Source organism: Halalkalibacter wakoensis JCM 9140 (assembly GCF_000513095.1).
GTDB classification, from domain to species: domain Bacteria; phylum Bacillota; class Bacilli; order Bacillales; family Bacillaceae_D; genus Halalkalibacter; species Halalkalibacter wakoensis.
Map to the genome: position 1 here is coordinate 1 of NZ_BAUT01000057.1, position 24354 is coordinate 24354.

General features: G+C 37.2%; 28 protein-coding genes and 1 pseudogene. 26 read left to right on the forward strand and 3 right to left on the reverse strand.

Going from position 1 to position 24354, the window contains the following annotated elements; translation table 11 throughout:
- Window positions 1–379 precede the first annotated feature (379 nt).
- The 13 genes and pseudogenes from JCM9140_RS16625 to JCM9140_RS23900 form a co-directional block, all read left to right on the forward strand.
- Window positions 380–1945: pseudogene (locus JCM9140_RS16625) on the forward strand (TRAP transporter permease); the annotation flags it as partial.
- A 36-nt stretch (window positions 1946–1981) separates the two neighbouring features.
- Complete coding sequence (locus JCM9140_RS16630) at window positions 1982–3052, forward strand: TAXI family TRAP transporter solute-binding subunit (RefSeq protein ID WP_034749073.1); 1071 nt, start codon at window positions 1982–1984, stop codon at window positions 3050–3052.
- Window positions 3053–3076: 24 nt separating this feature from the next.
- Window positions 3077–4333: an aromatic ring-hydroxylating dioxygenase subunit alpha gene (locus tag JCM9140_RS16635; protein WP_034749076.1), complete on the forward strand. Its 1257-nt coding sequence runs from the start codon at window positions 3077–3079 to the stop codon at window positions 4331–4333.
- A gap of 114 nt (window positions 4334–4447) precedes the next feature.
- Entirely contained in the window at window positions 4448–4648 is a 201-nt protein-coding gene (locus JCM9140_RS16640; protein WP_034749080.1) for a hypothetical protein, read from the forward strand.
- 17 nt (window positions 4649–4665) lie between these two features.
- A complete protein-coding gene (locus JCM9140_RS16645; protein WP_034749083.1) occupies window positions 4666–5928 on the forward strand; it encodes an aromatic ring-hydroxylating dioxygenase subunit alpha in 1263 nt (420 codons plus the stop codon).
- A gap of 25 nt (window positions 5929–5953) precedes the next feature.
- Window positions 5954–6673 carry a 3,4-dihydroxyphthalate decarboxylase gene (gene phtC, locus JCM9140_RS16650; protein WP_034749085.1) on the forward strand — a complete coding sequence of 240 codons (720 nt, stop codon included), beginning with the start codon at window positions 5954–5956 and terminating at the stop codon, window positions 6671–6673.
- A gap of 17 nt (window positions 6674–6690) precedes the next feature.
- Window positions 6691–7596: a Gfo/Idh/MocA family protein gene (locus tag JCM9140_RS16655; protein ID WP_052002338.1), complete on the forward strand. Its 906-nt coding sequence runs from the start codon at window positions 6691–6693 to the stop codon at window positions 7594–7596.
- Between the two features lie 80 nt (window positions 7597–7676).
- Window positions 7677–7904, forward strand: a complete 228-nt coding sequence (locus JCM9140_RS24655; RefSeq protein WP_235715386.1) for a hypothetical protein — start codon at window positions 7677–7679, stop codon at window positions 7902–7904.
- A 4-nt stretch (window positions 7905–7908) separates the two neighbouring features.
- Window positions 7909–8835 carry a DMT family transporter gene (locus tag JCM9140_RS16660; protein WP_034749088.1) on the forward strand — a complete coding sequence of 309 codons (927 nt, stop codon included), beginning with the start codon at window positions 7909–7911 and terminating at the stop codon, window positions 8833–8835.
- A gap of 25 nt (window positions 8836–8860) precedes the next feature.
- Window positions 8861–9805: a DMT family transporter gene (locus JCM9140_RS16665; protein WP_034749091.1), complete on the forward strand. Its 945-nt coding sequence runs from the start codon at window positions 8861–8863 to the stop codon at window positions 9803–9805.
- 42 nt (window positions 9806–9847) lie between these two features.
- Entirely contained in the window at window positions 9848–10105 is a 258-nt protein-coding gene (locus tag JCM9140_RS16670; protein WP_034749094.1) for a 4Fe-4S domain-containing protein, read from the forward strand.
- Between the two features lie 288 nt (window positions 10106–10393).
- Window positions 10394–10813 (forward strand): periplasmic substrate-binding domain-containing protein, encoded by a 420-nt coding sequence (locus JCM9140_RS16675; RefSeq protein WP_156314906.1) that lies wholly within the window; start codon window positions 10394–10396, stop codon window positions 10811–10813.
- Between the two features lie 9 nt (window positions 10814–10822).
- Window positions 10823–10984, forward strand: a complete 162-nt coding sequence (locus tag JCM9140_RS23900) for a hypothetical protein (RefSeq protein ID WP_156314907.1) — start codon at window positions 10823–10825, stop codon at window positions 10982–10984.
- Window positions 10985–11080: 96 nt separating this feature from the next.
- Here the strand turns inward: JCM9140_RS23900 and JCM9140_RS16680 are convergent, their stop codons facing one another.
- Window positions 11081–11362 (reverse strand): hypothetical protein, encoded by a 282-nt coding sequence (locus tag JCM9140_RS16680; RefSeq protein WP_034749099.1) that lies wholly within the window; start codon window positions 11360–11362, stop codon window positions 11081–11083.
- Window positions 11363–11690: 328 nt separating this feature from the next.
- Between JCM9140_RS16680 and JCM9140_RS16685 the strand changes: the two genes are divergently transcribed.
- From JCM9140_RS16685 to JCM9140_RS23910, 12 genes are all read left to right on the forward strand, one after another.
- Window positions 11691–12002: a hypothetical protein gene (locus JCM9140_RS16685; protein ID WP_034749102.1), complete on the forward strand. Its 312-nt coding sequence runs from the start codon at window positions 11691–11693 to the stop codon at window positions 12000–12002.
- A 516-nt stretch (window positions 12003–12518) separates the two neighbouring features.
- On the forward strand, window positions 12519–12983 hold the full coding sequence (locus JCM9140_RS16690; protein WP_034749105.1) for a UPF0158 family protein: 465 nt from the start codon (window positions 12519–12521) through the stop codon (window positions 12981–12983).
- 686 nt (window positions 12984–13669) lie between these two features.
- Window positions 13670–14785 (forward strand): DNA sulfur modification protein DndB, encoded by a 1116-nt coding sequence (locus JCM9140_RS16695; protein WP_034749108.1) that lies wholly within the window; start codon window positions 13670–13672, stop codon window positions 14783–14785.
- Window positions 14763–15809, forward strand: a complete 1047-nt coding sequence (locus JCM9140_RS16700) for a DNA sulfur modification protein DndB (RefSeq protein WP_034749110.1) — start codon at window positions 14763–14765, stop codon at window positions 15807–15809. Before JCM9140_RS16695 ends, JCM9140_RS16700 begins: the two co-directional genes overlap by 23 nt.
- A gap of 140 nt (window positions 15810–15949) precedes the next feature.
- Window positions 15950–16435: a competence protein ComK gene (locus JCM9140_RS16705; protein ID WP_034749113.1), complete on the forward strand. Its 486-nt coding sequence runs from the start codon at window positions 15950–15952 to the stop codon at window positions 16433–16435.
- Window positions 16436–16694: 259 nt separating this feature from the next.
- Window positions 16695–16865 carry a hypothetical protein gene (locus tag JCM9140_RS23905; protein WP_156314908.1) on the forward strand — a complete coding sequence of 57 codons (171 nt, stop codon included), beginning with the start codon at window positions 16695–16697 and terminating at the stop codon, window positions 16863–16865.
- A gap of 121 nt (window positions 16866–16986) precedes the next feature.
- Window positions 16987–18198: a DUF4062 domain-containing protein gene (locus JCM9140_RS16710; RefSeq protein WP_034749116.1), complete on the forward strand. Its 1212-nt coding sequence runs from the start codon at window positions 16987–16989 to the stop codon at window positions 18196–18198.
- 2 nt (window positions 18199–18200) lie between these two features.
- The gene (locus JCM9140_RS16715) at window positions 18201–18479 is read left to right on the forward strand and encodes a hypothetical protein (RefSeq protein ID WP_034749119.1); all 279 of its coding nucleotides are present in this window, start codon (window positions 18201–18203) and stop codon (window positions 18477–18479) included.
- Window positions 18480–19306: 827 nt separating this feature from the next.
- Complete coding sequence (locus JCM9140_RS16720) at window positions 19307–20098, forward strand: DnaD domain-containing protein (protein ID WP_052002340.1); 792 nt, start codon at window positions 19307–19309, stop codon at window positions 20096–20098.
- Window positions 20095–20430: a replicative helicase loader/inhibitor gene (locus JCM9140_RS16725; RefSeq protein ID WP_034749122.1), complete on the forward strand. Its 336-nt coding sequence runs from the start codon at window positions 20095–20097 to the stop codon at window positions 20428–20430. The genes JCM9140_RS16720 and JCM9140_RS16725 overlap by 4 nt, the downstream gene beginning before the upstream one ends.
- On the forward strand, window positions 20423–21703 hold the full coding sequence (dnaB, locus tag JCM9140_RS16730) for a replicative DNA helicase (RefSeq protein ID WP_034749125.1): 1281 nt from the start codon (window positions 20423–20425) through the stop codon (window positions 21701–21703). Before JCM9140_RS16725 ends, dnaB begins: the two co-directional genes overlap by 8 nt.
- 28 nt (window positions 21704–21731) lie before the next feature.
- Window positions 21732–21902, forward strand: coding sequence for a hypothetical protein (locus JCM9140_RS23910; protein ID WP_156314909.1), 171 nt, complete (start codon window positions 21732–21734; stop codon window positions 21900–21902).
- A 406-nt stretch (window positions 21903–22308) separates the two neighbouring features.
- Here JCM9140_RS23910 and JCM9140_RS16740 read toward each other — a convergent pair whose 3' ends face one another.
- Window positions 22309–23094: a helix-turn-helix domain-containing protein gene (locus JCM9140_RS16740; protein ID WP_034749131.1), complete on the reverse strand. Its 786-nt coding sequence runs from the start codon at window positions 23092–23094 to the stop codon at window positions 22309–22311.
- Window positions 23079–23624 (reverse strand): GNAT family N-acetyltransferase, encoded by a 546-nt coding sequence (locus JCM9140_RS22735; RefSeq protein ID WP_052002341.1) that lies wholly within the window; start codon window positions 23622–23624, stop codon window positions 23079–23081. Before JCM9140_RS22735 ends, JCM9140_RS16740 begins: the two co-directional genes overlap by 16 nt.
- Window positions 23625–23744: 120 nt before the next feature.
- Here JCM9140_RS22735 and JCM9140_RS16750 point away from each other — a divergent pair, with 120 nt between their 5' ends.
- Entirely contained in the window at window positions 23745–24299 is a 555-nt protein-coding gene (locus JCM9140_RS16750; protein ID WP_052002342.1) for a toll/interleukin-1 receptor domain-containing protein, read from the forward strand.
- Window positions 24300–24354 lie beyond the last annotated feature (55 nt).

Below are 24354 nucleotides of genomic sequence, written 5' to 3' on the forward strand. Positions count from 1 at the left end.
GATTAATAGGGGAGAGGTGGTGTTGTATGGAGAACAAATTTTTTAGGTTTCTTTTTCAAGAGGGACATAGGGAGTTACCGACAGGGATCTACTATTACATTTTTGTAATCTTTGCCTTAGGTATTTCTAGTTTTACAATGTGGTTAGGCGGGGTAGGAAACATGAGTCCGTATCACTATAGTGTTATTTTCGTAATGTTTCTACTCCCTTTATCTTTCTTAACAACTAGAGGATCCAAAAAGGTGAGAAAAAACCCTTCTGTGTTTGATGTTATACTATCAACCGTATTTTTTCTATCCTGTATGCACATTCTTTGGAATATGGATTATTTTTTACAAAGAGTTAGTGGACTTGATTCTTTAACCACTTTAGATACCTTGTTGGGCTAGTTATAATCTGTGGTGTTCTAGAGTTATGTAGAAGAACCCTAGGTTTTGGACTTACTTCCATATTAGTTTTAGGTTTGTTATATGCTTATGTAGGACACTACCTTCCTGGTACGTTTGGGCACCGCGAGCTTTCAAACCAACGCATCCTAGAGGAACTGATCTTTACAACAAACGGCGTTTTTGGTGCCCCAGTACAAGTGGCTGCAACGTATGCATTTCTATTTGTGACATTTGGTTACTTTTTTAAAAAGTCAGGTGCCGGTCAATTTATTATAGACCTATGTGCTGCATTAGTAGGTAGACGGACAGGTGGTCTGGCAAAAGTAGCGGTAACGACCTCTGCGGTATTTGGGAGTATATCTGGTAGTCCAACATCAGATGTAGCTACTACTGGTTCAATTAATATTCCAAATATGAAGGAAAAAGGATATGACCCAGTTTATGCAGCTGCCGTTGAAACAAGTGCCTCATCAGGAGGAACGATCTTACCTCCTATTATGGGATCAGTTGCTTTTTTAATGGCTGAATTTACTGGTATCTCTTATTTTGATATTGTTGTAGCCTCCGTATTAGGTGCTTTACTTTATTATTTAGGAGTTTATTTTCAAGTTCATTTTCGTTCTGTAAAACTTGGATTAGTTGGTCTTCCGAAAAATGAGATTCCAAGGCTAACGAAGACAATGAAAACTGGTTTTTTCTATGTGTTTCCTGTAGTGATCTTAGTTTGGGCGATGGAAAAAGGATTTACACCATCTTTAGCTGCAACATATGGAATTATTGCAACATTTTTGATCAGTTATGTTAAGAGATCAACAAGAATTAATATTAGACAAATAAAAGAAATTTTCACAGATGTAGTGTATCATATTATCCCTTTGACTGTAGCAACAGCTGCCGCAGGAATAATCATTGGTATAATAAATTTAACAGGACTTGCAGGCAAGTTCACATCACTTATCTTCGCTCTAACTGGTGAAGCGATCTTTTTCTCTTTAATTGTAGGCGCTTTCATATGTATTTTACTAGGTATGGGTATGCCAACGCCATCTGCCTATGTTCTAGTAGCAGCCTTAGTAGCTCCTGCATTCATTCAGCTAGGAATAGATTTGTTACCAGCTCACTTGTTCCTTGTTTTTTTCTGTGCTCTATCAGCTATTACACCTCCAGTTGGAGTTGCTTCATATACAGCTGCAGGGATAGCAAATGCAAATCCATTGAAAGTAGGGATACAAGCAACAAAGCTAGCTTCGGTAGGTTTTATTATTCCGTTTATGTTTGTGTACCACCCGACCTTACTAATGCAAGGTAGTGTAATATCTATTATCTTAACTGTTGTCACAGCAATACTAGGAGTTTATGCACTAGCTGCTAGTATGGAGGGATACATGAAAGATAAGTTAACTAGGCCAGTACGAATTTTCTTATTTTTGGTAGCGCTTTCTATGATTTATCCGAACGTTTTGTTGAATATTGTAACAGCAACGATTTTCATAATTTATATGTTCAAAAACAATCGCAAACTACCTACATTCAATAAACATAAGGTCGGGGCTTAATTTTAAAGACTGATATAAAAGGGAGAGTGTTTATTAATGAGAAAAAACAAGTGGATTTTATCAGCTATGGCTTTTTCATTACTTTCTTTGGCGGCGTGTGGGGGGGACGATGCAACTTCAGAGCCTACGCCTGATACAAGCGAACAGGAACAAAATACTATAGAAGAGGTTGGAGAAATTACTCCTCTAGATTCACTTACATTGACAACAGTAGGTGGATCGGCAGGTGGATTTTGGTCGATGTTGGGAGAAGGAATTGGAAGTTTAATCCGAGAGGAGGTACCTAATCTACAATATAGCTATGAAACTGGTAGTGGTGTTGGGAATGTTGTAAATGTAACAAAAGGTGAAGTACCTTTAGGGATTGCATTTAACTTTGAAGTAATGGCTGGGTTAAATGGGGAGGAACCATTTAATGATCAAATTGATGAAGTGTATGCCCTTGCTACTTTGTACGATAATTCTCCAGTTCAAGTAGTGATATCTAAACAGTTTGCTGATCAGTATGGTATTGAGTCACTAGCTGATATTGGTGAAAAACAAGCTCCACTTAGAGCAGCGGTGAACCAAAGAGGGAATCTTTCTGAAACAGTGAACCGAAATATTTTTGAAGCGTATGGATTCACATATGAAGATATTGAATCATGGGGTGGTAGTGTATTTTATGAACCATATCGTCCAGGGAGTGATTTGATTAGAAATAATCGTGCTGATTTGGTGGGAGTTCCTGTTTTTGCTCCTGACTCAACGTTTCAAGAATTAGCCACTTCTACTGATATAGTAATGTTAGATCTCGATGAGAATGCACAACAAGTTCTACAAGAGAGAATGGGACTACAGCCTGGGGTTATTGAGGCTGGAACATACAGTTTTCAAGAAAAAGATGTATCAACCTCTAATGCAGGGGCATTTTTAATTGCCGACCCTAACATGTCTGTTGAAGAGGCTTACACGATTACACGGGCCATTGTTGAAAATATTGATAAATATCAATCGCTTCATAAAAATATAGCTGATATTACGCCTGAGCAAATGGCTAATGTAGCTCCTGCAAAACTACATCCTGGAGCAGAACTCTATTTTAAGGAAATTGGTGTACTAGATTAATAATTTAAAAAGGAGTGAGAGGAAATGGTATTATCAGCAGAAAATAACAAGAGACTAACGAGTGTAGGACCAGATACAGAAATGGGAGAGCTTTTAAGAAGATACTGGCATCCCATCGCTGCGGAATCAGAAATTGGGGAAAGAGCTACAAAAAAGGTGCGCCTTCTTGGTGAGGATTTGGTGTTATTTCGTAATCGAAAAGGGGGACTTGGTCTTATCGAAGAACGCTGTCCACATCGAAAAGTATCATTAGTGTATGGCATCCCAGAAGATGATGGGATTCGCTGTCAATACCATGGATGGTGTTTTCGAAATGATGGTCAGTGTACAGAACAACCGAATGAACCCGAAAATAGTACGTTTAAGAATCGAGTTAAAATCATCTCTTATGAAGTTCAAGCTGTTGGAGGACTGATTTTTGCCTACATGGGACCAAAGCCTGCTCCTGAATTGCCGAAATTCGATTTATTTGTAGAAGATAATGTCATTAGAACAATTGGCTATCAAATGATTCCTTGTAACTGGCTTCAAATCATGGAGAACTCAATGGATCCAACTCACTTAGAATGGCTGCATGGACGTTACTTCCAACATATTTTTGAAAAAGAAGGTCGCCCAGCAGAAGACTGGCCAATTAGCAAACATCATGTGAAAATTGGCTTCGATGAGTTCGAGTATGGCATTATTAAACGAAGAATTCTAGAAGGACAGACAGAGGAAAGTGAAGATTGGAGAATTGGTCATCCTGTTGTTTTCCCAACAATGTTACGAGTTGGAGATGGAGGGGCACACACATTCCAGATTCGAGTACCAGTTGATGATACCCACACATTACACTTTTGGTATACATGTTTTGTTCCAAAGGAAGGAATCGAGATCCCAAAAGATTACCCGATTTCGCTGTATGAATGTCCATTAAAAGATGAAAATGGTGAATTTATTACTGATTATATCGATGGTCAGGACATGATGGCATGGGTGACTCAAGGAGAAATAGCTGATCGTACAACAGAAAAATTAGGGACATCCGATAAAGGAATCATCATGTACCGGAAAATGTTAATGAATGAGATGAAACGTGTTCAAGAGGGTGAAGATCCGAAGTGTGTCATTCGTGACTATGAGAAAGCGCAATACATCTCACTTCCACAAGAAGAAAATAAATATGATGAAGGCGAATTATTAACAGGGGTAGCAAAGGATTGGAATACCCGTTATGCACCAAATATTGATGAAATTATTGATATTTGTAAAGGTCGTAAAAAAATTAAAAGTATATAGTTGAAACGGAAGAACCCACTAGGTATAGAGTTTAATAAGGTCTAGGAGGGTTTTTAACATAATAACATAGTAATTCTATGTGAAAAATCAACTTTAAAAGAGAAGGGGAGGGAAATGTCAAAAGTAAAAGAGGTAAAGTTCCCTGTTAAATATTGTCCACATTGTGGTAAATCCTTGGCCCATAAAAGCTTCAGCTTTTTAAATGAATATTGGAAGGTTGATGAAACAGTTTATTTTTTCTGGTGTGCGGAATGTGATTGGCAAGGAGAAGTAAAAGAATTAAAACGCTTTGTTGCTCAAGAACTTGAAGACTAAATTAAGGGGAGAGTTTTATGGTATTATCAGCTGAAAACAACAATCGATTAACGAGTGTAGGACCTGGTACAGAGATGGGGGAGCTTTTAAGAAGATATTGGCACCCAATCGCTGCGGAGTCAGAAATTGGGGAAAGAGCTACAAAAAAGGTGAGACTTCTTGGTGAGGATTTAGTGTTATTCCGAAATCGAAAAGGAGGACTTGGCCTAATAGAAGAACGCTGCCCTCATCGAAAAGTATCGTTAGTATATGGAATTCCAGAAGATGATGGAATTCGTTGCCAATATCATGGTTGGTGCTTCCGAAATGATGGTCAATGTACAGAACAACCAAATGAACCGGAAAATAGTACGTTTAAGAATCGAGTTAAAATTACCTATTATGAAGTTCAAGCTGTTGGAGGATTGGTTTTTGCCTATATGGGACCAAAGCCTGCTCCTGAATTGCCGAAATTCGATTTATTTGTAGAAGATAATGTCATTAGAACAATTGGCTACCAAGTTATTCCTTGTAACTGGTTGCAAATTATGGAGAACTCGATGGACCCTACTCACTTAGAGTGGCTGCATGGACGATATTTCCAACACATTTTTGAAAAAGATGGTCGACCAGCTTCGGATTGGCCGATTAGTAAACACCATGTGAAGATTGGGTTTGATGAATTCGAGTATGGCATTATTAAACGAAGAATTCTAGAAGGACAGACAGAGGAATGTGAAGACTGGAGAATCGGTCATCCCGTTGTTTTTCCAACGATGTTACGAGTAGGAGATGGAGGGGCGCATACCTTCCAGATTCGCGTACCAGTCGACGATACCCACACATTGCATTTTTGGTATACATGTTTTGTCCCAAAAGAAGGTGTGGAGATTCCAAAAGATTATCCCATTTCGCTGTATGAATGCCCGTTAAAAGATGAAAATGGTGAATTTATTACCGATTATATCGATGGTCAGGACATGATGGCATGGGTGACTCAAGGAGAAATAGCTGACCGAACAACAGAGAAATTAGGGACATCCGATAAAGGAATCATCATGTACCGTAAAATGTTAATGAATGAGATGAAACGTGTTCAAGAGGGAGAAGACCCAAAATGTGTCATTCGTGACTATGAAAAGGCGCAATTTATCTCGTTACCACAAGAAGAAAACAAATATGATGAGGGTGAATTATTAACAGGAGTAGCAAAAGATTGGAACACACGTTATGCACCGAATATTGACGAGATTATTGATATTTGTAAAGGTCGTAAAAAAGTTGAAGAAATAAAAAACTAGTTCTAGATAGAAAGGATGAAGTCATTTGGCTTCCATAAAAGAACTCAAAGAAAAAGTAGCAAGATCTTGTCAGATTCTAGCGATGGAGGGGCAATTTGATGGGATACTAGGTCACGTAAGCGTAAGAATAGATGAAAACAAGATGTTAATCCGTTGCAGAGGACCTAAAGAGAAAGGACTATTATATACGACTCCAGATGATATTAAAATAGTAGACTTTGATGGGAATGGAGAGTTTTTAGAAGAGCATAAGCCTCCAAATGAGCTCCCTGTACACGGAGAAATCTATAAAGTGAGGAAGAATGTAAATTGTGTAGTACACTCACATCCTCCAGAAGCCGTGATTTGTAGCATTTCTAACATACCCTTAAAGCCTATAATTGGTGCATTTAATATCCCAGCAGCCCGTATGGCAAGAGAAGGTATTCCTTTATTTGAACATTCTTATTTGATTACTAAACCTGAACAAGCGCAAGAAATGATTAAAGTTATGGGAGAGCGAGATGTTGTCCTATTAAGAGGGCATGGTATTACTGTTACAGGAATGAGTATTGAGGAAGCGACCGTACAGGCTCTTACATTAAATCAGTTAGCTAAAACAACATTAAAAGCAGTGAAATCTGGTTTTGAACCAGTTGAAATTCCACCTGAGGACTTCAAGGATTTACCAGATTTAGGTACACAATTTAATGCCCAGTTAAATTGGAATTATTTAGAGCACAAATTATTTAAGTTATTAGCTTAGAGATAAGAGGTGGTACAATGAAGAGCTCTCAAATTAGGGTTGGAATTGCAGGATTAGGAATAGCTGGAACTGAGTTTATTGCTAATGTTGAAAAACATCCAAACATGACCGTATCAGCTGCAGCAACAAGAGATCCAAAACGGCGTGAGCAGTTTGAGAAAGACTTTAATGCGAATGCCTACGAAACGATCGAGGCGATGTGTGCAAGCGACAGTATTGATCTTATCTATATTGCAACACCGACTGAACTGCATAAGGAACATGTTTTTATTGCTGCTGAAAATAAAAAGCATATCATAGTAGAGAAGCCAATAGCTACATCAATAGAAGAAGCTTCCTCTATGATAGAAATTTGTCAAAAGAATAATGTTCATATGCTTGTTGGTCATTCTCATAGTTTTGAGTTACCGATTATTGAAATGAAAAAAATTATTGATAGTGGCCAAATCGGTGATGTTAGAATGATCAACAATCTTTATTACAATGATTGGATTTATAGACCTCGTACCCCTGAAGAATTAGATACTTCATTAGGGGGAGGCGTTACATTCAGACAAGGGTCCCATCAGTTTGATATAATTCGCTTTTTAGGCGGAGGGAATGTAAGAAGTGTACGCGCTTCAACCGGTCGTTGGGACCTGAAACGAAATACTGAAGGGAGTCATTCTGTCTGGCTGGAGTTTGAAAATGGCGTTACTGCTACAGCTATTTATAATGGATATGATCATTTTCATACGACTGAATTAACCTTTGGATTGGGTGAGGGAGGTCCTGTTAAAAGTAATCAGCCTTATGGCAATTCGAGAAAACAAATAGAAAACACGTTGAGCCTGAGGATGAAATCAAACAAAAAAATAGTCGTGGCTATCAATCAGTTTCCTCCAAACGGGATAATTCAACTAATCATCCTTTTTTCGGTTTAACGCTAGTCAGCTGTGAGAAAGGAGATATACGTCAATCACCAAATGGGATTTTTGTATACGGTGAAAATGATATTGAAGAGTTGATAATACCGACGTCTACAAATGGTAGGGACGTTGTTTTAGATGAAATGTATGAAGCCATAGTATATGGTACACCTCTTATACATGATGGAATGTGGGCAAGAGCAAATTTAGAAGTTTGTGTTGCAGCCTTAAAATCAGCGGAATTAAGAGAAGAAATCTTATTAGAATATCAAGTTTCGGTACCATTAGGAGTTAAAAAAAGTAATTTAACTTCAAAGAGGTAGGAGTATGGGAGAAATTTTTGCAATTATTGCTTTGATCTTGTTTTCTATAAATATCATTGTAACAAAAGTAGCTTCTAATCTCCTCAATATTAAAGTTGGCTTTTTCATTTCAATTAGTGTAAATGTGATTTTTGCCAGTGTACTGTTTATTAGTCACCTTCTTATTAGGGATAGTACCTTCTACATTCACTGGCCGGCCTTCTTCTTCTTTGTGTGTGCAGGTTTTTTTTCAACATACTTAGGGCGATGGCTTTTCTTTGAAACAATCATAAAAATTGGCCCTTCAAAAGCTAGTATGTTTCAAGTAAGTAATCCTATCTTTACAGTTATTATAGCGGGATTAATCTTAGGGGAACGGTTAGCGTTGACTGATTGGATATCTATTTTATTCATGATAACAGGACTATTAACAATCAGTTATATTCCTTCACAGCACCGTCAAGCGTTCCGAAGAGATTTGGCGCGAATTGTTGCATTTCCTTCCCTGAAAGAATATATCATGCCAGGTGTTTGGATTGCTTTACTAAGCGCATTATCTTATGCGATTAGCAATATTCTTCGTGGTGTTGCTGTTCTAAAATGGAACGAACCGATTTTAGGTGCACTGCTAGGAGCCCTGATTGGACTTGGCTTCCATATGATCTTTAGTTTAAAGACAAAAAATCTTATGAAGACAATTAAAAATGCTAACCGTAAGGCAATAAAGCTTTATTGTGTAAGTGGAATTTGTACAATAAGTGCACAAATCTTTTTAATAAGCTCAATGTTCTACATCCCTATATCAATTGCTAACTTAATTACTCTTTCAACCCCAATTTTAGTAACACCTTTAAGTTATTTCTTGCTTAAAAATTCTGAAAATATAACTGTACGAACAATAGTGGGAGGCTTGATGGTTTTAGTTGGTATTAATATAGTTGTTTTATTTTAATTATTGATGGAAAAGGTGTGAGACTATGAATGAGATAATTCGTAGATCGTGGAACTATCCATCCATACTACTAATCACGGCAACATTATTTTGGGGTGGAAATGCAGTTGTTGGACGCTTTTTAGCCCCAGATCTTTCTCCTATAACTATATCATTTATTCGAATTCTCTTTTCTGTGGCTGTTATCTTACCATTTATTTTCACCCCACTAAAAAAAGAGTGGCAACAGGTAAAAAAGCATATTGGCTTATTTTTCTGGTTTGCCGTAACAGGTGTGATTGGGTACAATATCATGTCTTATTGGGCCCTCAGTTATACAACAGCTATCAATGTAGCTATTTTAAATAGTTTATCGCCTGTTTTTATGATATTTTTATCATTTATCATAATGAGAGAGTACCCAAAGCGAAATATAATTTTAGCTGTGATTTTTTCATTAATTGGGATAGTGTGGGTAATGTTTGATGGCAGCATCACACGCTTAATGCAAATTGAGTGGAATATAGGTGATGTGATCATGTTAGGTGGAGTTTTATCATGGGCTGTATACTCGATTCTATTGGTTCGAAAAAAACTAAACATTCACCCTTTAGCACTCTTCGGGTACAGTTCAATATTTGCAGTCATTTTACTTGCTCCTTTTACGTTATATGAATGGATTAAATATGAATCCGTTTTTTCGATTGCTACGGGCACACAATGGTTAGCCTTATTATATCTTGGGATCTTTCCATCAATCATTTCATTTGTTTTTTGGAATCGTTCTGTTTTTTTAATGGGGCCTGCTAAATGTTCAGTTTATATGAATTTAACTGCCATTTTTGCAGCTATTTTGGGATTTATATTTATTAATGAGGCACTTTCATTTGCCCAAGTGATAGGAGGAGCATTGATCTTTAGCGGTGTTTATATAGCTACTAGGTATAAAACAAGACAAGAAGTGAACAAGAAAAAGAGAAAAATAGGGTAATAGCATATTAATTGTTAGAATAAATAGAATGGAGGAGAAATAATGGCGAAATATACGATTGTAGATAAGGAAACATGTATTGCTTGTGGTGCTTGTGGTGCAGCGGCTCCAGATATTTATGACTATGATGATGACGGAATTGCTTTTGTGATATTGGATGAAAACAAAGGTTTTGTAGAAGTACCAGAAGATCTCTTAGGTGACATGGAGGATGCACTAGAAGGCTGTCCAACGGAGTCTATTAAAGTTGCGGATAAACCATTTGAAGGTTCAGTGCCTACATTAGAGGAAGGTAAATAAGATTAAGTAGCAATAGCTCACTATATAATAGAGCAATTAAACATTTGGCTGCATGGATTATGGAGTAAATTCGGTTCAACCCCCTATGTTTGGACACATACTCACGATTTCTTCATTTTATTTATTTTTTTCAATTTAGGTTAACTGTCGCCACTCGAAGTTTGTCGAAGTTGAATCGACATAACCCGGGTGGTGACAGGCACTTTTTCTAAAAACTCTAACTATGAAGGGGAAACAATCCATTTAGCTGCCTTGCGCTTTGAGGATTTTTTAGAAGATGCCTATTGGATGAAACAAAAACTATCTGAGATCGGCATTATGGTAGACGTGCATCCGATTGAATTGTCGGATCTTTACAATGAACAACTGATGTTATCATTTGATGCGATATACAATGGAGAAGGATTTGAAGATAATATCAAATTGTCCATTCTCATCTTGCTTCGTAATGAATATGGAATTCGCAGATTTCTTAACGAATCCCAACGTGAGGAATTGGACAAAGGCTTTGAAACGATCAAAAAACAGTCTGATGATGAAAGCTTTATCCAAGCATTTCTAGCAGTCGAAGAACAGTTAACAGAGGATGCTACTATTATCTTTACTGTCCATTCATCCGAACAGAATACATACCAAACAACTGTACAAGGCATTCAACTAAGTGGTTACGGTTGGCCAATATTTCATAAGCTATGGCTGAAAAATTAGAGGATTATCATGGATGATAGTGATCATTTGTTTGGTTTTTCAACTACAAGCCAATCAACTCAACATGGGGGTGCTGCAAAGTTGATTGATGTGCCTGTCACCACCGGGGGGTGTCGAAGTCGAATCGATATTATTCGGGTGGTGACAGGAACTTTTTTATGGTTTGGATAGTAATATTAGCAAGTTCCGACATTTTCGCCGACTGATAGTAAAAACAAGAGCGAGCACCTTATGCCCCTCCTGTTTTTCGATCAATGTGGTTAAAGGTTAACTACTTGCTCCACTTAGAGTGTTTACAGCATCTTGAATGGTTGTAATGAGGTTGTCCATGCTTTCTTTAATCGATTCTGAAACTCGTGTTTGTTCTTCAATGGCTTCTGTTTGATCTTGGATTGACTCGTTCAAATGAGAGACTTCATCTGTTAAGCCAGAAAGAGCGAAAAATAGAACGCCAATCCCGATTGCGGCAACAATGAGCCACATCCAGCCTTGATTATACCAAGGCTTTTTATTATGTGAATGTCTTGTTTCGTTTGTATTATTGTCCATATCAATCACACCTTTGTTAAATTGAGTAGGAGCATGTTTTTATTTACCCTTAATTGATCTATATAAACACCTTCCCAAATGGAGAGGTGGTATTGTCTCTACATTTTATTCGATTATAGAAAAAAGTATAGTGAATCCACGACATCTACATTCTTCTTGTAGAGTTTTACATTGAGTACAAGCTGTATTTTAGAATTTATGAGATTGTTGTAGAATCGGTGAAATTTGCCAGCATTCGCGCTGCCAAATGCCTAATTTATCTAAAGGATAAGCTCTTATCCCGTCCATCTTTAATAAGATATATAAGATCTTAGGAAAAGGTGATAATATGTTTGTAAATGCAATGCACAGATTTGCTCCAGCAGTACCCGCGGAGTATGGGTTTGGTCACAATTGGCATCACCCAGGGTTTTATCCAGGTCATTATGGGCATGGATATGTTGGACAGTATCCGGGGTATCACTATGGACATCAGCAGCAGCAATGGCATCACGAATATGAGCAACCTCAATATGAAGCATTAGCGGAGGAAAAACCTGCCCACAAGAAGAAAAATGTTCATGATTATCATTGGCAACATGGATACGCGTTCGGACAAGGTACGGGGCAGTTCCCGGATTATTACAATCATAACTACTGATCTTAAAAAGGAACGAGAGCTAAGTAACGTAAGCTCTCGTTCCTTTTTTGGTGAAGGTTCTTTTCATTTGGACAGTGAATCGGTTAGTTTCAGGGCCAGTAGCATCGTCTAAGCGAAAGCAGAAGAATTGTCCCTGTGCTCCTCCAAGGCATTCAACTAAGTGGTTACGGTTGGTTAATATTTCATAAGCTATGGCTAAAAAATTAAACGATTATCATGGATGATAGTGGTAATTTGTTTTAAGATCAGAATGTTGATTTTGCTGATGCTTCAAGATTACTGCTAATGTGATTATGAATGCCACTGAAGAGACGGATAATGGGGAACAAATTAATTTACTTAATCAGTTGTTTGATCCTTATTTTGATAGTAGACTTCCTAAAGAACCAATTATAAAAGAAAAGAAAAAATCCTTTTTGAGGAAGAAGATGAATCAAACAGGCAAACACGGCGAGGCGGTTGCGGGAAGTGAAAGGACGAATAGTTTACAAAATATAAAAATCAGGAGGAGCAAGGATGCCAGTAAAACTAGAAGACATATTAGAAGGAATAGAACTGCAATCGGAGGAGAGTCTTGCGTATCTTAATCGTGAAACAAGCGAAATCGTTTATGTTTCAGAAAAGGCATTGCTTATAGCGGAAGATGGAGAAGAGTATGAACATTTACCCGATTGGCAACAAGAGGAAGCGCAGCGAGCATACGATATAGTTGAAAGCAGTGGTAAGTATATCTCTCTCCCTACTAGCTTTGACATTCATGAGTATGACATGATCGAAAGGTTTTGTTATCGTATTTCAGATCCAAAAAACCAAGACTTATTGCTACATGCTATTAAAGGAAAGGGAGCATTTCGACGTTTTAAAGACACGCTACATAGGCTAGAAATGATTCATCAATGGTATGAATACCGTGATCAGAGTTATAAAGAAGTCGCAAAAGAATTTTGTGAAAGTAACAGTATTGATTATATTGAAGAGTGAGTGAGCACGGAAAGACCTTTGTGAGAATAGACTAAATCCCTCACCATTCCCCCGAATGTTAGCCCTGTTCTTAACGAAAACACATTCCAAAAACGTCGTTTAAATACGACGTTTTTTCTATTGATAAACGATTTATATCATAGATTGTTCAATTTATCCTAGATAATCTCCTCATTTCTGTTGTAGATCTAGTAGGATTTTGAAGAAAATAAAGGAAGATGCAATAACAAGACTTGAAAAAACTGTAAGGAAATCTATCATTGTCAAAACGCATACGTTATAGTTGTTCAAGATCTTAGTTGTATGAAGTAAGCTGACTTAAAATAGACAACTAAAAATCAAGAAACAAACATCAAACAAGTGTCCAAAACAAATAAAAAACACACTTAAGTAAATTACTTTCACTTAAAGTGAAGTAGTTAGATAGATTTCGACGAAAATTGAAACGAACAACTAACGTGCAAGTACGAAATTTTAATCATACCTATGCGTAACAAGCGAAAACGCAACGAGTTCAAAACGCAATGTAGCGAAGTCACTAGAATGTTAAATGAAAACGAACCACAATCAATATATACATAAAAACTCGTAAGATTATCATACAGGAAATCTTTTTCAAGCGGTTAAATAACAATTGCAAGAAAATTGTCACTACTTGTATACTGAGCCTTAAGGTGGTGAAAACAATGAACAATGACGTAACTAGTACGTTAAGTGGACACAGCTACACACAATTTTCAAAAGACATTTTGGTTACCCAAATCCCCTTTTTTTACTTGGACACATTGTTTGAAGTAGATGATCTGGTTCAAAGGAAACTGGACGTGCGTAAACGCAATGAAATTAGTGAATTTATTTTGGATACGATCCAAGATGGAACGTTTTATTTTTCGCCGTTTATTTTTTCGGCTAGGGGAGCGATTGAAGCTAAAGGTGATAAATGGACCATTACACCAGGAAACAAACTTTATATTATCGATGGCCAACATCGTGCCTCGGGATTAAGGCTAGCGATTCAAAAAATGGAAATGCACAAAGTACAGTTAGAGATGTTAGCAAAGAATGATGTTGAGATTAGAAAAGTAGATAACATCATTCAGCATTTACGTAACTACCAAATATCGTTACAAATCTACTTAGATATTGACCAAACGGCAGAACGGCAGTTGTTCACGGACCTTAATATGGAGCGAAAAGATGTTCATTCAGGTATTGTCATTAAATATGATAAACGAGACGTCTATTCCTCACTCGTTAAGCAAATCAGCTCGCAGCTGAAATCGAGATATGAGATCGAAGAAACCTCATCTAGACTCACCAATCAAAATAGTGCCCTCACAAGTTTAGCTACAATGAGAAAATGTCTGATTGCCCTTTACGAAGGGAACGTACGATATAAAGAAGGACAACCCTACTACAGAAACATTAACCCCTTAGAAGTAGAAGCGACCTCTTTACTGTTTTTTACCATTTGGACGGAGATCTTCCCAAGCGAAATGAACAATCGGAACAAATTTGTAAGTGGTATGACAAGTGTTCAAGTAGCACTGGCTCTTACCGTTTTCTACTTAACAAAACAACATAAGTTGACTCATAAAGAAGCCATTCACTCACTCAAAATCCTCAAAACGCACTGTTCATGGAAGCACACAGATCCTCTTTTTGCCCCTTATTATGATGAACAGAAAAAGAAGTTATCAAGGCTATCAAGTACCTCAGCCGTTAGTTATTTAACCGAGACGTTTTTAACGATTATTACAGAAGAAAGAGGTGTGATACGTGCAAAAACACAAGCAAATTAAGCAAAACATGCTAGTCATGAACATTAAAGATCTCATTGAACTCGTTGAAACAAAACAACTTCAGTACCGTGAACCGAATCAGTATCGAGTGAGGTTATTTAAAAAGTATATTGAAAACAACATAGAAGGAAATATCTACATTCCTCCACTGATTGTAAATAGCAGTATCCAGTCATCTTTGTTAAATGATCCTGTTTTGACCGTAATAGATGGGAGTGTGCGAATTAAAGCCATATGTCAGCTAAGGCAGCTCGTAAAAGAGAAGCTCTCAAGCGAAGAGGTTGAAGAAATTTGGATCGGGGAGAAAATTAGAGACTTTATTGATGAAGGATATGTTTCTATTCAATCGTTTGAAGGGTTATCAACGGATACGGTCAATCAACTATACATTGATTTCAATACGAAAGGGAAAAAGGTAGCTTTGTCAAAACTCATTTCCTATGATTCTAGAAGTGAAATTAACCGAATAACAAATGATGTATTAGAACAAAATGAAAACTTGCAAAGAGCTGGAGTCGAAATGGAGAAGAGAGCGGTTATTAAACCGGTCAACGAAAACCTTCTATCGTTATCGCAGCTTAGAAAACTCATCGCTGTGTTTATTAAAGAGGATCTATTGATTAAAATTCCAAAAGGTCCAATCGACTCAAACCTGACAAAAGACGAACATGTTGAACTAGTGACAAGGTGGTTTGACTCTTTATTTAAACTAGAAGATCCGTATACGATCGGGATGTACAACAAAAACATTCTTTCATCATTCCCTCTCTTACACGCACTTGCTTACTATGCGATTAAAGACACATCACAAATGACATTCTCTGAAAAAATGAATGAAATCGAAACAAGAATGAGCGCGTTATCCATCATTGATTTTTCAACAACCAATCCAATCTGGAGCACGTTCAACAGTCGAAAAAGTGTCAAAGATGACTTCACGATCCTCGAAAACTCACAGAAAAACATTCAAAACCTAGCAACATGGCTCGAAACTCAATCACGAAAGGGGGTGAATTTTATGTAAAAGCACACGAAAAACCCCTTAGGACGCCCTGGTAAAGCTTCCCTAAGGGATTACAGAGATGGAGTATGCTCCACTCATGTTGAGTATACTCCTTTTGGTCAAAAATGAAAACATTATAACAAAAGGAGAGTGTATAAGATTTGAAGAAACTAAGTGAATACCTTATTACGAGAGACACGATGCTCATTGCCCCTATGTATGACGACTACGGAAATTTGCATTCGATGGTAACGGAAGAGTTAACGAGTTATGTCGTTGAGAAAAGCCCTAAAACGATTTTAAAAGATTCTTGTTGCTACAATGGTTCATCCCTTACTGGAAGAAAGGACTCTACGATTGCAGTAACCGGCTATCAAACAAAGATTCCTATTTGCATTAGTGAAATTCAACGAATCTTTTTCTTTCCTTTAGAGTCACCTAAAAATGAACTGTGTCATTGGGTCTCTCATTATCATGTCGACCGAGTAGAAGCAGGAGGAGCAGAGCAATCACTTATTATCTTCTGTAACAAAATAGGTGTTCATGTTCCTTACTCAAAAGGGATTGTTTTTGGGAATTTAGCGAGAACCGCCCAGTTTCGCTCATTAATGTTGAGACGATGGGAAGGGGAGGAAAAAAGCTTTTAAAACGAAAGGATTAAAGGCTGTTAGAAACAATGTAGTTCATAGAGATGTCTAGAGTTGTGAACTCATTCATTGGCTGGTTAGGTACAATTGAAGCGAACCAAAAACTCGTATGTAAAAGATTAAAAGCAGAGCCATAACGAATAGAATTTACATGCTTGTCACCAACCGAAGTTTGAATTGACATAATCCGGGTGGTGGCAGGCGCTTTTTATGAATTTAGCCAAAGCATAGCTGGTGAATTCGAGGAGGTTGGGAGGAAATGGGAGAAAGTCAGGAATTAAAAGTAGCGTACGACTTGTCACAATTAAAGAGGCAAATTCGCGACTACCAATTGGACAATGAATTACTAGTTAGAGAGAATCAATTGCTGAAGCAGCAAGTTCGTGTGTTGAAGGCAAAGCGGATTATGGGGAAAGGTAGCGATCACTGAGAATAAGGTTTATGAGAAAGCTTAAAAATTCAAGAATTATGGCTTCAGATCTCTTATCCCTTACGAATGGAAAAATTAAGAAAAATGGTATAATTGAATAAGCAATCGTTGTATTAAGGGGGTGTTTCAACTGATTAATAAAACAAGAATCTTTATTAGTTCTGCATATGAAAATGATTTAAAGGAACCTCGGAAAATAATTAAGAAACAATTAGAGGAAAATGGTCATGAAGTCCCTATATTTGAAGATGGTGATTTTGGAACTTGGGAGAAGGACACGCTAAAACAATGTTTGGATGTGGTAAGTGTATGTGACATCTTTGTACTGTTAATCAATAACAAGTCAGGAGCCAGCTCTCGACTTTTAGATGGCAATGTCACTCCAACATATCTAGAGTATAAAGCCGCTTTGCAACATAATAAACATATACTTGTTTTTGTGTCCCCGTTTGTAAAGCATAATTTTACTCTTTTAAGGAAAGAATTTGACAAACTGTACAAAACCTATCAAGAAACACACCATAGGATACCAAATTCCCCATTTGACCCTCTGTCTGAATGGATAAATAGCGAGTTAAGTCAGGAAGGAACCTTTAAAGACCTATTGGCTTTAACCGATCCATTTGTTTGGGCTTTCCTTTATGAAGTCTACCGAAATGGAAATTGGGTTTATGACTTTAATGTTGCAAGAGCAGAAGAACAAGCAAAAAACATATCTTCAATGCTTAGTACAACTCTACGTTCTGTTGTAGGATTAGTTTCTGAAAGAGAACAAATAGAGGAATTAAAAGGACAAGCATCTTACTTATTAGCTTATGCTGACTATACTTTGCAATTATTAGAGATAAGAAATGATGTCTCTGAAAATGGAGTGGAAACATGGTCCTATTTCCTTGAACAAGGTACTCGCTTTTTAAGAGGACCATTAGAGATTATCCAGGCTAGAGATATAAATCCAATGGCAGTAAATTCAAGTAATGGATGTTTTGCTGCTTCACTGTACACTATAGATAAAGATTCAGACAGAATGTTATCTTTAGTGGGTTCAACCGATGCAATAGATCCAGATCATTTTTACAATTTAGATGAAAAAGACGTTTATGTTGTAGAAGCTTATAATAACCAAGTAAGATTAATAACATTCCGTGAAGAAAAACAAATGTTGTACGTCACCGAACCTTTAGGTAATTTTGTTTTATGTCTTCATTTTAAGTTAAATGTACCTTGGAATGTGAATCAGGTTAAGGCTTACGAAGATGAGATTCAATATGCTATAATAGACCAACACGAATACTTCTTTGATTATTTCAAAGGGTTAATTTTAGGAGGGTGAACATGAAAAAAGAATTTGTGAATTATAAGAGTGATGATACAATCATTATCAAGCGTTCCCCTGTTCTAAGTGCAAAAACAAAGGCTACTCGGATGACTGGGGGAATTGAAGTATCACCAGCTTCTTCAGTATTAACCGGAACTGTAAGATCAAATTTAAAAGCTGGAAAGAGCTTACGAAATTCCATAAGTGAAAACATTAATTCTCTTGATAAAGTCTTAGTGGAATCAAACAAGATACTACCATATAGAAAAAAGGCTAAAGTTGTAGGAACTAATTAAAGAATATGTAAAAGGGATTTGAAACAATTCAAATCCCTTTTTATTTTATGTTGGAGTTCGTCTTATATTTGTTTACTTACTTGAATTTATTAATGAAAACTCTTGCTATATCTCATATAGAAAAAAGACAACCAAAATAATCAATCTAGCTTATATAACCTAACGAGGGTAATGTAGAATTAGAAAAACAATCTTATTAAACTTAATTGCTGAACAGTACAAACATACTGTTCAGAAAATGAAAGCCCCTTAATCGAGCGCCCAATTGCGGAAGTCCAAAAGCCTAGTTCCTTGTTGAGAATAAGTAACTAGGCTTTTTTACTTTAATATCCTTGATGCAATTTTACTAGTGAATAACATGGTGGTAGAGACGGTACAATCTTATGACTGTGATCAGTATTACGTAAAAAAGCCCTCCAAATTATTAAAGGGGAAGTTACCTGTTTAAAGAGAAAGAAGCACAACTAGCGAATTTTATCTGCGTTGTGCCTTTCTCTATACCTATAAATATGCTCGCTACATTTTTGATTGACCAAGAAGAATAACGTCGCGACCTCCGGTAAAGAAAGAAGTCACCGTTATAGTAACATGTTCATATTACAAGGAGATTCTTTCTGACTTGAGTGGAATGATAATCTTTTACCCACTTTTACGCTTTTTTTACCTTACTTGTACGTTAGCCATCGCCTATAGTGATTTCATTCTTTGCTTCTTTTGTTTTCTTTTATTATAAAAAAATTGCAATCTCCTAAAAAATCCTCCTACGAAAATCAACTCATCTCCCTATATATAAATTGAAAACATACATAAAATAGGGGGTTGTTCATATGGCTAAATTCCGCATGATTCAAACCGGATTCTGGCATGATCCAAAGGTAATGGAGGAGATGACACCGGAGGATAAGTTCTTTTTCATGTATCTTCTCACCAATCCGCAAGTGACTCAAATTGGCATTTACCGGATTACGAAAAAACAAGTCGCTTTTGAAACGGGTTTCTCCGTCGAAACCGTACAGCTGTTATTTGAGCGCTTTTTAAACCAGCATAAGCTCATTCGGTATAACGCGGAAACAAGGGAGCTTGCGATCAAGAACTGGGCCAAGCATAACCTCGGGCGTGGAGGCAAACCGATGCTTGATTGCATTCAAAAGGAGCTAGAGGATGTCAAGGGCCGCTCTCTTATTGAATACATTGGAGAGTTTGTAGCCAATGAGTCGATTCGGGCGCTCTACGACTCTTTTTGCCTTCAAACAGACGATACGTTGACGATAAGTGGACAAGAAGAAGAAAAAGAAGAAGAAGAAGAAGAACAAGAGCGATACGCCGCGGTATTTCGTTTTTACGAAGAAAACATGGGAGTCTTAAATCCGTTTATCGCAGAGTCGATTGTCCATTGGGTAAAAGAGTTAAGTCCAGAAGTGGTGCTGTTAGCGATCCAAAAGTCGTTGATGAGGCAAAAACGCTGGGATTATGCAGAAGGAATTTTGAAAAAATGGGTAAATCAAAATGTAACAACCATTCAAGCGATTGAAGCGGATGAAGCCCAATTCCAGAAGAGCTTTAAGAAAACTTCCCCAACTGATTTACTTGAACGAGTGAAAAGAGGTGATTTTTCATGACAAATGAGGAAGCGGCCGAAGTTCTTTTAACCATTCACGAAGTGTACCCATCCTATGAACTCACTGAACGCAAAATGAAAATCCTTGTTCCCGCTTTATTGCAAATGGACCTTGCTGGGGTAATGAAACGGTTGAATGAATACATCATCACAAACCCTTGGCCACCGACAATCTCAGATATAGCCTCTTACCCACCTCAGGAAAACACCGTATTGAGAAAAACGCAGGAGTACGAAAAACGTGCATCCCAGAATCCCCCAACGAAAGAACAAATAGAAGAGTTTCAAGCTCGGCTCAAGCAACTTGGACTCACGGAGGCAGAGCATGAGTGAGCATCCATCCGTCGCTGAACAAGCTGTTATTGGAGCCATTCTCCTTGAGCCTGAGCTAATCAAAGAATGTAGCTTGCAGGAAGAACATTTCTACGAAGCCCGCCATAAGATCATCTTTCAAACGATGCGAGCATTAGAAAAATCAGAAACCCCTCCAGATCTTGTAGCTGTTGTCACGATGTTACGTGATGTCCTCGAATCGGTTGGGGGAGTGGCCTATTTATCTGATTTGATGAATGCCGTCGCAACAACAAGTAACTTCAAGCACTACGAAGAATTGATCCTTGAGCATGTTAGAAGGCGATCAGCCGTCAAGCTTACTGAACAATTTTACAGTGAGGCGAACGATGAGACGATTGATACTCTCATCACGGAACTTCAACAAATACAGGAGCTGACCATTAAGAAACAACATCGGACGAAAAAAGAGATTCTTGCTGATGTCGCGGATACGATGCATGAGCTGACTGAAGACCTAACAGGAAGACCAAGCGGCATCATTGATCTCGATAAAATGACAGGAGGGTGGCAGAAGCAGGACTTGATCATCGTCGCGGCAAGACCGTCTGTCGGAAAGACGGCATTTGCTTTGCACATAGGTGCCGTAAATTGCCGGAAGGGAGGAGTAACGACGTTTTTTTCCTTAGAAATGGCGGATAAGCAACTAGCGATCAGGTTCATCAACGCAGAAGGTCGGATTGACGGTGTGAAGTGGAAAAACCCGACACGGTTCTTTTCCGCTGATGATTATCAGCAAGCCGCAAACGCCATCGGAGCCATTGAAAAATGGGATATGGAAATCATCGATAACCCGAGTATCAAAGTTTCTGAAATTCGTTCCAAACTAAGTGAAATCAAACGCCGATACCCGAATCGCGAACATCTCGTCATCATTGATTACCTCCAGCTCATCCAGCCTTCTAGCAAACGAGGCGAAAACCGCCAACAAGAAGTGTCCGACATCTCCCGTTCTCTAAAAGCAATGGCTCGAGAACTCGACGTCCCGATTATCGCTCTTTCGCAGCTATCAAGAAAAGTAGAATCTCGCCAAGTGAAACGGCCAATGATGTCAGACATTAGGGAATCAGGCAGCATTGAGCAGGATGCAGACATTGTGGCCTTTTTGTACCGTGATGATTATTACGACCATGACACGGATCAGCCAAACAAAGTGGAAATCATCGTCGCAAAGCAGCGAAATGGACCAGTTGGAACAGTGGAAGCTTTGTTTGAGAAGGAATATGGAAGGTTTGTGAACCTAGCAAAAGCATAGCCGGTGACTAAGAGGAGGTTAGGAGGAATTGGGAGAAATTCACGAATTAAAAGTAGCGTACGACCTGTCACTTTTGAAAAAACAAATTCGTAACTACCAATTGGAGAATGAATTATTAGTTAGAGAGAATCAATTGTTGAAGCAGCAAGTTCGCGTGTTGAAGGCAAAGCGGAGTATGGGGAGAGGTAGAGACTGCTGATAATAAGGTTTATATTGCTTCAGATTAATTAGCGCCTGGTACCACTTGAAGGATGTCGAAGTTGAATCGACATAATCCGGGTGGTGCCAGTGCACTTTTTCAAAGGTTAAGTTAATTAATAGATTGTTGAACGAGGTTAAGGAAGAGGTACTAATTGATGACCCCTCCATTGAATATTTGGATTTGCTAGACGATGAAACATTACCTCAAAATAGTGATGCTGTATTGATTCTTGGACAATATCAAGCAGCGCTGAAACAATTTAAATCAAAATACTACAAAAGAGATGGTTATACTCAAAGATGGTATACCAAGGAAAAACCATAGGAATCTAGAACGATTGTTTTCAAAAGGAAAAAAACAGAAAGGGAAAATATACTCTTCTGTTTTTTTGTTTAGAAGAGTATTAAAATTGTTTTTCCTCTAATCTTTTTAAAGCATTTTCGTAGGCCAGATTTCTTTCCTTCTCTTCCCAATCAAGTCTTTGCAAAATTCGCTGCCAATAAATATTACCTTCATCCGCATAAGATTTTGCAGTTTCCCTCCACAAGTAGGATTCTGACTCTTCAAGAACAATATAATGCCGGCTATGGATTTTAAAGTGTGGCATGCCATCTTCTTTGATTAAACTATAGATAGTAGCCGGGCTTGTTCTAAAATGATTGGCTGCTTCTTTAATAGTAAGGACAGTTCTGCCATAGTAACTTTCTTTGTCCTTCTTTGTCATTTTTTTAATTTCACTAGAAAAACTGGCTAATTCTTCTCTAATAATTTTTCTAACAATCTCATCAATCATTTTTGGTTCCTCCCTTGTATTATGAAAGTTGGTAATTTCAGATTGAACAGATTTTACATCCCAATATTTATCTGGATCAGTCCACCCTACCTTTCTATAATTTTCAATTGTTACTTTAATTTCCTCTTCGTCCAGAATTATTCGAGATTTTACTTTTCGATGAGGCATTGCTCTCGATAGTGTCAATTGTCGTATTACGGAAGAGCCAATACCAGTTATAGATGCAACTTCCTTTATAGTTAAATATTTTTTTGATGAATATTCTTTATCCTTGTACAAGTTATTTACAGAGTTTGATATTTCATCTTTAATGATTGTCCCTAATAGGTACTCAAATGAAGAACTATTTAACTGGCTGCTCATTTGTATATCTCCTTCATTTAGATATTTTTCCATATTAAATCTCCAATTTTTAGGCTATCTCTGCTATTTTCATCTAAGTACACTTCGAAATTGTGCTTCTTATAAAAGTGAACTAATCTTTCTATATGATCACTATCAACACTGGATATCCAGCCGGTAATTCTATTTATATTCCTTTGTTTTGCAATCTCAATAAGGGTGCTAAGTAGTATGCTTCCATAACCGTGATTAGAAAGATATTCTTCAATCTCAATATCGGCTAAAGAAATATCAGTAAAGTCATCACTGAAGAATGCTTTTAAAACTGGATCAGGGTAAAGAATTCCTTTCTTAGTCACGACTCTAATGCCAAGAAAGATTATCGATTCCTCCTCCTTGGGCGTTTCGTCAAAAAAGTGTCTATATAGAATTAAATTGTGATCTTCTTTCTGGAACTTTGAAATTATTTCAAAACCCTTATTTATTAAACTTTCACTTTGGTTTTTCATCTCAAAATCAATATCGTTTTTTCTTTTTAATGGTGAGACCTTAGTTCTGCTAAATATTTGATCAAATATATTCATCAGTAACCTCCTAATTATTTATTGCGAAAATACGTTCGTATTATTTATGTACTATTATATATTTTATGGTACAATTTAACTACAGAATTTTACAATTTTTTTATTTAGGGGGAGTTTTAGATGGCTTTATTTTCAAGAAGAGACTTAATTAATAAGGCAAATTCAGTAGTTCAAAAAAGTTTCAATACTAAAACAGCATCGAAGATCTTAAATGAGAGTTACAATGCCTACAGTCCGTTTAAATCTTATGACATCTTTCTATCTCACAGTTACCAAGATGCAGAGGTAATTCTAGGACTGAAAAACACTTTAGAGGAAAAAGGGTATGAGGTCTATGTAGATTGGATTGAAGATAGACAAATGAGTAGAGAGAATGTAAATGCTCAAACAGCAAATCAGTTAAGAAACAGAATGAAAAATTGTAGAAGTTTGTTCTTTGCCACCTCTGATAACTCTTCTGATTCGAAGTGGATGCCTTGGGAATTAGGATATTATGATGGTTATAGAGGAAAAGTAGCAATTCTGCCTATTAATAATTCTTCATATCAAAAAGATACATTTGAAGGACAAGAGTACTTAGGGCTCTATAATTATGTTATTGATAACTATGGTGTGTTATATATTAAATATTTAAATGGAACATCTAAAAGTTTTAGAGAATGGGTCTCTGAATAAAAGGGAGGAACCGCTTTGGAGTTTGGTAGAGAAATTAATAACTTTATAGATGAAT

Excerpts from the sequence above, each read along its gene's own strand:
- JCM9140_RS16630 (WP_034749073.1), top strand. The coding sequence starts at position 1,982 with ATGAGAAAAAACAAGTGGATTTTATCAGCTATGGCTTTTTCATTACTT.
- JCM9140_RS16635 (WP_034749076.1), top strand. The coding sequence starts at position 3,077 with ATGGTATTATCAGCAGAAAATAACAAGAGACTAACGAGTGTAGGACCA.
- JCM9140_RS16640 (WP_034749080.1), top strand. The coding sequence starts at position 4,448 with ATGTCAAAAGTAAAAGAGGTAAAGTTCCCTGTTAAATATTGTCCACAT.
- JCM9140_RS16645 (WP_034749083.1), top strand. The coding sequence starts at position 4,666 with ATGGTATTATCAGCTGAAAACAACAATCGATTAACGAGTGTAGGACCT.
- JCM9140_RS16655 (WP_052002338.1), top strand. The coding sequence starts at position 6,691 with ATGAAGAGCTCTCAAATTAGGGTTGGAATTGCAGGATTAGGAATAGCT.
- JCM9140_RS16660 (WP_034749088.1), top strand. The coding sequence starts at position 7,909 with ATGGGAGAAATTTTTGCAATTATTGCTTTGATCTTGTTTTCTATAAAT.
- JCM9140_RS16665 (WP_034749091.1), top strand. The coding sequence starts at position 8,861 with ATGAATGAGATAATTCGTAGATCGTGGAACTATCCATCCATACTACTA.
- JCM9140_RS16670 (WP_034749094.1), top strand. The coding sequence starts at position 9,848 with ATGGCGAAATATACGATTGTAGATAAGGAAACATGTATTGCTTGTGGT.
- JCM9140_RS16675 (WP_156314906.1), top strand. The coding sequence starts at position 10,394 with ATGAAACAAAAACTATCTGAGATCGGCATTATGGTAGACGTGCATCCG.
- JCM9140_RS23900 (WP_156314907.1), top strand. The coding sequence starts at position 10,823 with ATGGATGATAGTGATCATTTGTTTGGTTTTTCAACTACAAGCCAATCA.
- JCM9140_RS16680 (WP_034749099.1), bottom strand. The coding sequence starts at position 11,362 with ATGGACAATAATACAAACGAAACAAGACATTCACATAATAAAAAGCCT.
- JCM9140_RS16685 (WP_034749102.1), top strand. The coding sequence starts at position 11,691 with ATGTTTGTAAATGCAATGCACAGATTTGCTCCAGCAGTACCCGCGGAG.
- JCM9140_RS16690 (WP_034749105.1), top strand. The coding sequence starts at position 12,519 with ATGCCAGTAAAACTAGAAGACATATTAGAAGGAATAGAACTGCAATCG.
- JCM9140_RS16695 (WP_034749108.1), top strand. The coding sequence starts at position 13,670 with ATGAACAATGACGTAACTAGTACGTTAAGTGGACACAGCTACACACAA.
- JCM9140_RS23905 (WP_156314908.1), top strand. The coding sequence starts at position 16,695 with ATGGGAGAAAGTCAGGAATTAAAAGTAGCGTACGACTTGTCACAATTA.
- JCM9140_RS16715 (WP_034749119.1), top strand. The coding sequence starts at position 18,201 with ATGAAAAAAGAATTTGTGAATTATAAGAGTGATGATACAATCATTATC.
- JCM9140_RS16720 (WP_052002340.1), top strand. The coding sequence starts at position 19,307 with ATGGCTAAATTCCGCATGATTCAAACCGGATTCTGGCATGATCCAAAG.
- JCM9140_RS16725 (WP_034749122.1), top strand. The coding sequence starts at position 20,095 with ATGACAAATGAGGAAGCGGCCGAAGTTCTTTTAACCATTCACGAAGTG.
- dnaB (WP_034749125.1), top strand. The coding sequence starts at position 20,423 with ATGAGTGAGCATCCATCCGTCGCTGAACAAGCTGTTATTGGAGCCATT.
- JCM9140_RS16740 (WP_034749131.1), bottom strand. The coding sequence starts at position 23,094 with ATGGAAAAATATCTAAATGAAGGAGATATACAAATGAGCAGCCAGTTA.
- JCM9140_RS22735 (WP_052002341.1), bottom strand. The coding sequence starts at position 23,624 with ATGAATATATTTGATCAAATATTTAGCAGAACTAAGGTCTCACCATTA.
- JCM9140_RS16750 (WP_052002342.1), top strand. The coding sequence starts at position 23,745 with ATGGCTTTATTTTCAAGAAGAGACTTAATTAATAAGGCAAATTCAGTA.